The sequence below is a fragment of the Vibrio sp. Vb1574 genome (assembly GCF_033338675.1).
Map to the genome: position 1 here is coordinate 1 of NZ_JAWOTC010000047.1, position 11,693 is coordinate 11,693.

Here is an 11,693-nt window from a genome sequence, read left to right on the forward strand (position 1 = left end):
GAAACTCAGTATATTGTTTGATAATTATTCAATTTCGGACGACTTGGTTTTCTGTCCGAATTACGCAACAAAGCCGTATCTACTACGATAAAAAAGCTCAGCGATTATGAATATTTGGTTACATCTAAAGAGGGAAATACAAATTTAAGTAAAGTGATAATTTCGACAGGGAACGGCCTTGGTGCTGTACTAAAAACGAGTGCGTCGGTAGAGCTTACTGGCTCAATGCACTTTGTCCCTAAAGCAAAAGGTTTGTCGTCTGACAGTGAGTGTACATCTATTATTGCTGGTGGAACCGTGAGTTATGTAGCAAGTGTAAGTGGTTCTGATGAGCACTTTCTGACGGTGGACAGTTCAGTCAGTAGTCATGCTACTGGGATTTTAGGGGCTCCTAGCTTTACTTGTAAGAATTCGCACAAATCCAATTTATTTGAAGAAACCAAACGTCCAACCTACCTAGCTACTACTAGCACTTCGAATAAAAATGAAGATATCAAAGAAAATGTTGCAAATATTTCGGTTTTCAAAGACTTATTCACTATGGATTTCAACGCAGTTAACGTAGCAAAACTCAAAAACGAGATTAAAGCGGATCCTGTTGGCGTTGTAATTGCTAGCGGTAAGACACCTAAAGGTTGGGTTAAGTCATGCCATACTAAGTTAGCTAATGCTTACGCTGCTGGAAAACGAAGGTTTTGGGTCGATGGCAGTTGCGCAATATCAGGAAATATTTTTGGTTCTACTACTCAGCCTGTAGATAATGCTATTCAGCTTATTATTTATGATGGTGTTCTCTACAGTCAAAGTATGAGTTATTTTGATGGACTTCTTTACCAATACCTTTCAAAGCCAACTGTGTTGGATGTTAAAGAAATATGGATTGATCTTTTTGATTCAAAAAATGATATAGGTGTAACCCCTACTTCTTTTCACAAGCATGATATTAATAATGACTTTAATAAATATGCTTTTTTGCTAGATGGTTCATTGAAGCTTGATGGCGGGATAGGGTTAGATGCAGAAGATAGAACTATAAAATTAAATGGATCTTTGATACCTGCCTACAATGGTGGAAAGAGCGGCAAGTACATTGAGAAACTAAAGTGGCAGCGAGGCTCCTGGAATGATCTCTAAACAAAAAGGTTTTAACCTTCTTGAAGTTCTAATTTCTTTTCTACTTATCGGTGTTGGGGCACTAGGTTTAACTAAGCTAAACGTGTATCTAGAACGCGAATCCGAATATGCCATAAAAAGTATTGAAGCACTTCGTCTAGCAGAAAACCAGCTCGAATGGTTCCGGACGCGTGGTGCTTCTGCGGCGATGTCTACCATCACACCTGCAAATTTTGCTTCTATTGCAACAGGCTCTTCTGTTACTGGATCTTATGTCGTCGAATGGGAAGTTCCAGCTGCCACGGTTTCAGGAACACTGAAAACTATCACCATTACCTCTAGCTGGAAGGATAGAATCGGCGAGACACGATCAGTTCAGCTTAAAACGATGATCTCACAATACAGTGAATTCGAAAACTAAGTTCAATTGCATACATGGGCTGAGACAAATGCGGGTGTAATTCCTGTTTGATACCGGATTTGTCACGGTTAATAAATGGTTTTTGAACTGTTAATCGAGTTGATGTGCTACTGTTTTTATTATGTTTAATTGAAGTGGTGTTTTTGCAAAATATGTCTCCAATTATGAAAAAAAATCTAGAACCTTGTGCTTTCTCCATTGGTGTTTACTAGAATACTCGTTGGATAGTAGGTCGTTATAATTATTCAAATAGGCCTTGGCACCAACATCATTCACTATGGAGTTACCATGAGTAACCAAGCTGTAAATAAGGCACCATCATCGAAGCCGAGCGGGATGGAGCGCTTTTTAAACTTTATCGAGAGGACAGGTAACAAAATTCCTGATCCTGCGATTTTGTTCTTCTGGGCATTGATCATTACTTGGGCGGCGTCAGCACTTTTGTCGAATGTATCATTCGATCTTCCAAACCCTCGAACGGGCGAAGCTCTTACTATCACCAACTTACTTACGGGCGAAGCGCTAGCAAGTTTCCTTGCTAATATGGTGACGACGTTTACTGGCTTTGCGCCACTGGGTATCGTACTTGTCGCAATGCTAGGTGTGGGTGTTGCAGATTCTTCGGGTTTTATTACGACGGGTCTTAAGAAGATGCTGAACTTCACGCCAGCTAAGCTTCTTACTCCAATGCTTATTTTGGTTGCCATTGTATCGCATACTGCGGCAGATGCAGGCTATGTTCTGGTTATTCCTCTTGGCGGTATTATCTTCCATGCGGCAGGTCGTCACCCTCTAGCAGGTATTGCGGCAGCATTTGCAGGTGTATCTGGTGGCTTCTCTGCAAACTTTATCCCTTCAGGTATAGATCCACTACTAGCAGGCTTTACGCAAACTGCGGCGCAGGTTCTTGATCCTGAATATGTGGTTAACCCATTAGCGAACATCTTCTTTACTGGCCTATCTTCCATCATTATTGTAGCGATTGGTTGGTACGTGACAGAAAAAATCATTGAGCCTCGTTTGTCAAAAATGCCAATTGATGACGATGCGGAAACTGCGCCAAACCTAGGTTCATTTACTGAACTGGAATCAAAAGCATTCCGTTATGCAGGTTGGGCAATGATGGCGGGTATTGCTTTACTTGTTGCAGCGTTAATTCCAGAAACATCAGCACTACGCTCGCCTGAAGGTGAAATTACGGCCTTCTCAGCACCGATCATGAAGTCTATCGTTCCGCTGATCTTTATTCTGTTTATCATTCCCGGTTACGTTTACGGTAAAGTGTCTGGAACGTTCAAGACCAGCAACGACATTATCAAAGCGATGGCTGACACCATGTCAACCATGGGCGCATACATTGTAATGTCGTTCTTCTGTGCTCAGTTCTTATCTGCATTTGCTCAGTCAAACATCGGTACGATGCTAGCGTTGTATGGCGCAGAAGGCTTAAAAGCGATGAACCTACCAGGTGAAGTGACCATCATCGGTATGATCCTTCTAACCGCGTCTGTAAACCTACTTATTGGTTCGGCATCGGCAAAATGGGCTTTAATTGGTCCAATCTTAGTGCCAATGCTAATGGCGGTTGGTATCTCGCCTGAGCTGTCTCAAGCGGCTTACCGTGTGGGTGACTCTGTATCGAACATCATTTCGCCTCTAATGGTATTTTTCCCTCTTGTAGTGGTTTACTGTCAGCGTTATGTGAAGTCGGCTGGTATCGGTACGCTTGCGTCACTAATGATGCCATTCTCGATCGCAATGCTGATCGGTTGGTCTATCTTCCTAGTTGCTTATTGGATGGTAGGTATCCCGCTAGGCATTCAAGCTCCTTACACTTACACCATGTAAAAACGTTTAGGGTGTGAAAGCCGCTAATTGGCAGCCAAAAAGCGCAGGTCTTCGATCTGCGCTTTTTTGTTCTCGTAAAACGAACATCGATAGGTCTTGTAACTAGTTTTTTGGAGTTGCAGACTTTGTCCCGTGATGTGTCGCTGTAGTGAAGCCGAAGTTGGTGATAAAATTCCCGACTTCAATCATTTTTGTTTCTTTGGAGCCTCCTTTGTCTAACCATCCGTTTACCCCTCAAGATGAATTGTTTATGCGCAGAGCGATGGAGCTTGCTGAGCAAGCAGAAGCTGAGGGGGAAGTACCTGTTGGCGCAGTGCTTGTCAAAGATGGTGAAATTATCGCTGAGGGGTGGAATCGCTCTATTGGTACTAATGACGCTACCGCACATGCTGAGATCCAAACGCTGCGTAAAGCAGGCCAAAAGCTAGAAAATTACCGCCTTCTGGATACGACGTTATATGTAACACTTGAGCCATGCCCAATGTGTGCCGGAGCCTTATTGCATAGCCGCGTTAAGCGGGTTGTTTTTGGAGCGCCAGATTTAAAAGCTGGAGCTGCAGGAACAGTGCTTAATTTGTTTGAAAGCCAAGCCGCTTACCATTACGCCTTAGTTGAAAAGGGGCTGCTAGAAGATGAGTGCCGCACTCAGCTACAAGCGTTTTTTAAGCGTCGCCGAAAGGAAATTAAAGCGAAGAAGCAAGCACAAAAAGCATTAGAAAATCGAGAGAGCGAGCAAGGTAGTGGGAGTAGTGAGGGCTAGCAAACACCTACAACGTGGTAGATGTTTGTTTGGACGCACTAGTGATTGACTAAATGTACAAAAACACGATTACGTGAACTTACTTTCTTTTTCATACATGTCAGTTTACGTTTACGTCGGATAGCAGCTACTGTGTTATTTAAACGCTTTGACTGCACTCTACGTCTTCTCATATTCAAAACCTCCTGCAGACAAGACTTATACCAGTAAAGCGCGGCTCATCGATGCTTGGCAATAGGCTCGATAATCGCACTAAACATTGTATGGTTTAAACGTTCTTCATTTGACTTCTGCATTGCACAGAGCCAGCAAACAATTTCAATACGATGCTTAATAATAGGAGTGACGTTATTTCGGCAGAGTGTAGCCGAAAGCGCGGCTTCATCAAGTGAGCTAAACCATGTGGTTGTAAAGTAATCTGTTACAAAGCAATCAGTTTTACTAACGATGAAGAAAAGGCGACCAACCAAAGGAATGGTTGAGTGTGGTTGGTGTCACTCAGAATATTGGAGTCTAGATAAGTTTTCGTTAGGACTCAACAAAAATGACGAGCTTCATAGGCTCGTCATTTTCTAGTTTACCGCGGGTTTATTCTTCAATGCTTTCTTGTTCGGTGTCTTCTTCAACCGTGACGTCAGAAGCGCCAGAGACTTGTTCTACGACGGTCTCTACTGCGCCCGATATCAAAATGTCGGGGTTGAGCGGCGGAATCACTTGCAAGTCATCGCTATTCTCATCAATCGCTGGCTGTTGGCTGACATGACCAATGATGGATTGGTAGTAACGTCGAATATTTTCTACGTAATTACGCGCTTCATCGCCTCTGGCGTACCCATAGCGAGTTTGGCTGTAATAGCGCTTCTGACGCAGTAAAGGCAGCCTATCTTTTACATCGGCCCAAGCGTTCGGATCGCCACCTTGTGCTTTGGTGAGTCGTCGTGCGTCCATCATGTGGCCGTAACCAATATTGTATGAAGCTAACGCAAACCATATTTTTTCATGCTCGTTGATGCTATCAGGCACGCGACCTACAATGCGACGTAAGTACTCGACACCACCACGAACAGATTGCTCAGGGTCTAAACGGTTTGTTACCCCGACGCTTTTCGCTGTTGGCAGAGTAAGCATCATCATCCCCCTAACACCCGTTGGCGATTTTGCTGTTGGTTTCCAATGTGACTCTTGATAAGCCAATGCTGCAATTAATCGCCAGTCGAACTCTTCGCTGTATTTTTGGAATAAAGGTGCCCATTTAGGCAATTTGTCATCCAGAGCTCGAATGAATGCGCGAGTATCAACGTAGTCAAATGCTTCAATATGACCAATGTACTTTTCTTCGAGGGTGGACAGTTCTCCTGATTGTTTGATGTTACCGAAAAACTCTATCAGCATTGCATACAAGCTTTCGTCTTCAGAACGTCGAGTAAACCAAGACACAGGTTGATCTTCTGTAAGTTCGAACGCGAGCGCAAGATCGGGGTAAAGGCGTTGAGCTAGGGAAAGTTCCACCGAATCAGTCACAGTAAAACGTAACTCACCCTTCGATACGTATTTGAGTAAGTCTCTCGTGTCAGCATCACCAACAATTTCAAACTGAAGTTCTGGATACTGCTTCTTTAACGCTGTTAGGGTCGGAACATATTGCGATTGTTCAACGATCTTTAATGTTTGAGCGCCTGCATTTGTATCTTCGTCGGACTCGTCGTCTTTCGAGGCTTGGTATTCAATGAGTTGTTCGATATCACGTGGTCGAAGTTGCCCTTTTTTATATACCACTTGTTGGCTTACATAATAATAGGCAGGGCCTGGTCTAAATCGTTTGACTGCTTGTGACGTTTGATTTAAACCCGTAGCGATGATATCGATATCTCCTTTCTTAAGAGCAGGAAAAAGCTCAGCTTGGCGAAAGGCTGGTTTAATCTCGAGTTTGACGCCGAGCTGCTCCGCAAACTGACGCGCCAATTCGTAATCCAACCCTGCGGGACCATCGGGTCCTATGTAGTAGGAAAGCTGATTGTTTAGCGTGCCAACACGAAGCACACCACGTTCTTGAATTTTTTCAAATTCACTTTTGGGCTCCGACTCAATCTGGCAAGCAGAGAGCAAAAGAACAGAAACTAAAATTAGAGCACTGCGCTTGAGCCGGTTGAAGTGACTTATTTGCATTAATAGGTACATCTTGGAAAATTTCTATTTGCCTTTATATCAAAGCGAGCTCATGGGGCAAAGTGAATCACACACTTATAACGTGACATTGTGTGTTTTATCGACATTTTAGTTGTAATTCAAATTTGACAAAAAAAATGACGCAAACGGTTGCTTTTGGTGTTACATCACAAAAACAATTACTATATAATGCGCTCGCAATGACGAGGTGGAATCGGCATAGGTTCGACAGGGCTTATTTTAAGTGTCTGAATTTATTCCAATATCACCTTAATCAATTGCATAAGAGACCTAAGCACATGAGAATTTTGCGTGGCTCCCCAGCTCTTTCTGAGTTTCGTGTTAATAAACTACTGGAACTTTGTCGTGAACAAGATCTGCCTGTAACTGGCATTTATGCCGAGTTTATGCACTTTGCCGATCTAAAGTCAGACCTTGATGACCAAGAGTTAGAAAAACTTGAAAAGTTACTAACTTACGGCCCAACCATCGAAGAGCATGAGCCTGAAGGTCTTCTACTTCTTGTCACGCCTCGTCCTGGCACTATCTCGCCTTGGTCTTCTAAATCTACCGATATCGCTGTTAACTGTGGTCTGGAGAAAGTGAAACGTCTAGAGCGTGGTACGGCTTATTATGTCGAATCTTCAGTTGTTCTCTCAGAAGCTCAAGCTGACGCTGTTAAAGCGTTAATTCACGACCGCATGATGGAAACAGTATTCACAGAATTTGAAGCCGCATCAGCATTATTTACTGTTGCAGAGCCTAAGCCTGTCGCACATGTTGATATCTTAGCTGGCGGTCGTCTTGCGCTTGAAGAGGCAAACGTTTCCCTTGGCTTGGCACTCGCAGAAGATGAAATTGATTACTTGGTAGAGAACTTTACTAAGCTTGGGCGTAACCCAAACGACATTGAATTGATGATGTTTGCTCAGGCGAACTCAGAGCATTGTCGCCACAAAATTTTTAACGCAGATTGGACTATCGACGGGGTAGATCAACCTAAGTCTTTGTTCAAAATGATCAAAAACACTTTTGAAACGACACCTGACTATGTGCTGTCTGCATACAAAGACAACGCAGCCGTTATGACAGGTTCTAAAGCGGGGCGTTTCTTCCCTGACCCTAAATCTCGTCAATACACGTACCACCATGAAGATACGCACATCTTGATGAAGGTAGAAACGCACAACCACCCAACGGCAATCTCTCCATGGCCGGGCGCATCGACTGGCTCAGGCGGTGAAATCCGTGACGAAGGCGCGACGGGTATCGGCGGTAAGCCAAAAGCGGGTCTGGTTGGCTTTACAACCTCTAACTTACGTATTCCTGGTTTTGAACAGCCATGGGAAACCGACTTCGGCAAGCCGGGTCGTATTGTAAATGCGTTAGACATCATGCTTGAAGGCCCTCTAGGCGGCGCGGCATTCAACAACGAATTTGGTCGTCCAAATCTATTGGGTTACTTCCGTACTTACGAAGAAAAAGTCACTTCTCATGCGGGTGAAGAAATTCGTGGTTACCACAAACCAATCATGATTGCTGGTGGTATGGGTAACATCCGCGATGAACACGTACAGAAGAAAGAGATCCCTGTGGGTGCGAGCCTAATCGTACTTGGTGGTCCGGCAATGAACATCGGTCTTGGTGGTGGCGCGGCATCTTCCATGGCATCTGGTCAGTCAGCAGAAGATCTGGACTTCGCTTCGGTACAGCGTGAAAACCCAGAGATGGAACGTCGCTGTCAGGAAGTGATCGACCGTTGTTGGCAGTTAGGCGACGATAACCCAATCGCATTTATCCACGATGTGGGTGCAGGCGGTATCTCTAACGCATTGCCTGAACTTGTCGACGACGGTGAGCGTGGCGGTAAGTTCCAATTACGCGATGTACCAAACGATGAGCCGGGCATGAGCCCACTGGAAATCTGGTGTAACGAATCACAGGAACGTTACGTTCTAGCGGTAGCGCCAGAAAACATGGAAGCATTCGACGCCATCTGTAAGCGTGAACGCGCACCGTATGCAGTGGTGGGTGTGGCGACAGAAGAGCGTCATCTAACGCTAGAAGATTCTCACTTCGACAATACGCCAATCGATATGCCAATGGATATCCTGCTTGGTAAGCCACCGAAGATGCACCGTGACGCAACCACACTAAAAGTGGAAAGCCCTGCCATTGTTCGTGATGGTATTGAGCTCAATGAAGCGGTGGATCGCGTACTTCGTCTTCCTGCTGTTGCAGAAAAAACATTCCTAATTACTATCGGTGACCGAACAGTAACGGGTCTGGTTGCTCGTGATCAAATGGTTGGTCCTTGGCAGGTACCAGTAGCAAACTGCGCAGTAACAGCGGCAAGCTACGACACTTACCATGGCGAAGCAATGTCGATGGGTGAGCGCACGCCAGTGGCATTACTAGACTTTGGAGCATCGGCTCGCCTAGCCGTTGGTGAGTCACTAACGAACATTGCGGCAACAGACATCGGTGATATTAAACACATTAAACTGTCTGCGAACTGGATGTCTCCAGCGGGTCACCCAGGTGAAGATGCGGGTCTTTACGAAGCAGTGAAAGCGGTTGGTGAAGAATTGTGTCCTGCGTTAGGTTTGACTATCCCAGTTGGTAAAGACTCCATGTCGATGAAAACCAAGTGGGAAGAAAACGGCGAGAGCAAAGAAGTCACTTCTCCACTGTCGTTAGTTATCACGGCATTTGGCCGTGTGGAAGACGTACGTAAGACCGTGACTCCACAACTACGCACTGACAAAGGAAAGACTTCTCTAGTTCTTGTTGACTTGGGTAACGGCAAAAACCGCTTAGGTGCGACAGCATTGGCACAAGTATACAAACAGCTGGGTGACAAACCTGCTGACGTAGATAATGCAGAGCAGCTAAAAGGCTTCTTTGATGCAATGCAAGCGTTAGTACGTGATGACAAGCTAGTGGCTTACCACGATAAAGGCGACGGCGGTCTGTTTGTTACACTGGCTGAGATGGCATTCGCGGGTCACTGTGGCGTAAAAGCGAACATCGCAGAGCTGGGTGACGATGCGCTGGCCGTTCTATTTAACGAAGAGCTAGGTGCGGTTGTTCAAGTTAAGAATGATGATCTAGATTCAGTTCTATCTACTCTGGCGGCAAACGGCTTAGAGGCATGCTCACATGTGATTGGTTCTGTTGAAGCTTCAGACGACTTTGTTATCACTTCTGGTGATGCAGTTGTGCTTGAACGTTCACGTACCGAACTACGCGTTATCTGGGCTGAAACAACGCATAAGATGCAAAGCCTACGTGATAACCCAGCGTGTGCAGACCAAGAGCACGAAGCTAAGAAAGACAACTCTGACCCGGGTCTAAACGTTAAGCTCAGCTTCGACGTAAATGAAGACGTTGCAGCACCGTACATTGCGAAAGGTGCTAAACCTAAGATGGCAATTCTACGTGAGCAGGGCGTTAACTCCCACGTCGAAATGGCAGCAGCGTTTGACAGAGCAGGCTTTGAAGCAACCGACATCCATATGAGCGATATCCTAACAGGCCAAGCGGTACTGGATGAATACCATGGCCTAGTAGCTTGTGGTGGCTTCTCTTACGGCGACGTACTAGGTGCGGGTGAAGGTTGGGCTAAGTCTATCCTGTTTAACGCACAAGCACGTGAGCAGTTCCAAGCGTTCTTCAACCGTGAAGAGACGTTCTCTTTAGGTGTGTGTAACGGCTGTCAGATGCTGTCGAACTTGAAAGAACTGATCCCTGGTGCAGACTTGTGGCCACGTTTTGTTCGCAACGAATCTGAGCGTTTTGAAGCGCGCTTTAGCCTAGTCGAAGTACAGAAATCTGATTCTGTATTCTTCGACGGCATGGCTGGTTCGCGCATGCCAATCGCGGTTTCCCACGGAGAAGGGCGTGTAGAAGTACGTGATACAGAGCACCTAGCAGCGATTGAAGCATCAGGTACGGTTGCGGTTCGTTACGTGGATAACCTCGGTAACCCAACACAACAATACCCGAACAACCCGAATGGTTCGCCAAACGCGATTACCGGTTTAACAACAGCAGACGGTCGCGTAACTATCATGATGCCTCACCCAGAGCGCGTATTCCGCACAGTTGCAAATTCTTGGGCTCCGGAAGGTTGGGGTGAAAATGGCGCTTGGATGCGTATGTTCCAAAATGCCCGTAAGAATATCGGTTAATTAACCAAGGTTAATCTAGCTTAAGTAAAGCGTTGGTTGAGAGACCAGCGCTTTCTTTTTTCTTATCACTCTTTTTTCTTCGTCGCTCTTTCTAGTGACTTGGCGAAACGTTGCTTTGTTCTGCCTCTTCTTTGTCATCTATTATCTAGCGTAAAAAACTTGCAGCGTTTAGATTACTTTTATGCTCTAATACCGCGCTTACCAAGGGATGGTGTTAAACAGCTCAGCTTAGATGGAGTTATCAAGTTGACCGAATCCCTGATTGATCCCTAAATCCCTTAGGAAATGAAAGAAATGTCTAAGAATCCAAAATTTGCTATCCGCGTCACTGAAAAACGTAACGGCTGGAGCGCAGAAATCACTCGCCAAGTGACATCTCGTAAGACTGTAGTATCAAAGCGTGAAACAGGCTTTGACAGCGAAGAGAAAGCACAAGCTTGGGCTGAACAAGAACTGGCTGGATTTATCCAAAACCAAGTGGTTCGTAACGAGCGTAAAGCAGCGCAACGTCAAGAGCGTGAAGCAGAACAACTAGCGGCAAAAGTTCGTAAAGAAGAAGCCCGCAAAGCACGTGAAACCGAAGTAGACACTGACGAAGAATAAGTTTAAATCGGTGAGATGGTGACGTTACCCATCAAACAAATAGTGAAAATGCCCTGAGTTTTGTCTCAGGGCATTTTTTATTTATATCGGCTAAAAACAATCCGATGATACGGACAGGCTAAACGTGCCGTCTTCAGGGGCTGCAAATTGTTTATTGCCAGGAAGAAGGTGAGGGTTATTAGCATAAGTGCGATGTGTCGATTTGACCTTTGCAGAATGTCTTTCCGGTAAATCAAAGTGTTGTAAGCCGTCAGATAGATCGTTTGCTTCACCGTAGTCGAAATGTGTTGCGACGTCTTTGGGCTGCTTGGCGTAACGACAGTGATCCGGCTTACCATCTTCGTGCCAAGTTAAAGAGTTAGTTTTTGCATCTAGATTCAGGTTATTTGCTGTTGGCTGTGCGTAAAAATCTTATGAAACTTGGTGCTTGCTTTGTTCTTGTAAGTAGTCTGCAATGCTCTCAGAAGCTTGCGCTAGGCTACCTACAGGGAAGAAGCAAATCAGAAGAAGCCGTGTTTTTAGATTGTTCATAATGTGTATGCAAGCAAAAGGAAATGATAATACTGATAAATAAAACGGCGTGCAATTA

The 11,693-nt window shown here is 45.0% G+C and carries 7 protein-coding genes and 1 pseudogene; 6 read left to right on the forward strand and 2 right to left on the reverse strand.

Annotation, left to right across the window (positions count from 1 at the left end; genetic code table 11):
* The first annotated feature begins 114 nt into the window (after nucleotides 1-114).
* The 4 genes from R7O12_RS20535 to tadA all read left to right on the forward strand — a co-directional run bounded on the left by R7O12_RS20535 (nucleotide 115) and on the right by tadA (nucleotide 4,142).
* On the forward strand, nucleotides 115-1,134 hold the full coding sequence (locus tag R7O12_RS20535) for a hypothetical protein (RefSeq protein WP_318126319.1): 1,020 nt from the start codon (nucleotides 115-117) through the stop codon (nucleotides 1,132-1,134).
* The gene (locus R7O12_RS20540) at nucleotides 1,124-1,534 is read left to right on the forward strand and encodes a prepilin-type N-terminal cleavage/methylation domain-containing protein (RefSeq protein WP_005381606.1); all 411 of its coding nucleotides are present in this window, start codon (nucleotides 1,124-1,126) and stop codon (nucleotides 1,532-1,534) included. The genes R7O12_RS20535 and R7O12_RS20540 overlap by 11 nt, the downstream gene beginning before the upstream one ends.
* 288 nt (nucleotides 1,535-1,822) lie before the next feature.
* Nucleotides 1,823-3,382 (forward strand): AbgT family transporter, encoded by a 1,560-nt coding sequence (locus R7O12_RS20545; RefSeq protein ID WP_005383758.1) that lies wholly within the window; start codon nucleotides 1,823-1,825, stop codon nucleotides 3,380-3,382.
* A 211-nt stretch (nucleotides 3,383-3,593) separates the two neighbouring features.
* Nucleotides 3,594-4,142, forward strand: a complete 549-nt coding sequence (gene tadA / locus R7O12_RS20550) for a tRNA adenosine(34) deaminase TadA (protein WP_025998702.1) — start codon at nucleotides 3,594-3,596, stop codon at nucleotides 4,140-4,142.
* Nucleotides 4,143-4,730: 588 nt separating this feature from the next.
* On the opposite strand, the gene mltF is transcribed toward tadA, so the two are convergent.
* Nucleotides 4,731-6,308 (reverse strand): membrane-bound lytic murein transglycosylase MltF, encoded by a 1,578-nt coding sequence (gene mltF, locus R7O12_RS20555; RefSeq protein ID WP_025998701.1) that lies wholly within the window; start codon nucleotides 6,306-6,308, stop codon nucleotides 4,731-4,733.
* Nucleotides 6,309-6,607: 299 nt separating this feature from the next.
* On the opposite strand from mltF, the gene purL reads away from it, so the two are divergent.
* Together purL and R7O12_RS20565 are read left to right on the forward strand one after the other, a co-directional pair.
* Nucleotides 6,608-10,501 carry a phosphoribosylformylglycinamidine synthase gene (purL, locus tag R7O12_RS20560; RefSeq protein WP_053306532.1) on the forward strand — a complete coding sequence of 1,298 codons (3,894 nt, stop codon included), beginning with the start codon at nucleotides 6,608-6,610 and terminating at the stop codon, nucleotides 10,499-10,501.
* A gap of 294 nt (nucleotides 10,502-10,795) precedes the next feature.
* On the forward strand, nucleotides 10,796-11,104 hold the full coding sequence (locus R7O12_RS20565; RefSeq protein WP_025998700.1) for a DUF3622 domain-containing protein: 309 nt from the start codon (nucleotides 10,796-10,798) through the stop codon (nucleotides 11,102-11,104).
* Between the two features lie 90 nt (nucleotides 11,105-11,194).
* On the opposite strand, the pseudogene R7O12_RS20570 reads toward R7O12_RS20565, so the two are convergent.
* Nucleotides 11,195-11,635, reverse strand: a pseudogene (locus tag R7O12_RS20570) (DNA-directed RNA polymerase subunit beta).
* Nucleotides 11,636-11,693: the final 58 nt, after the last annotated feature.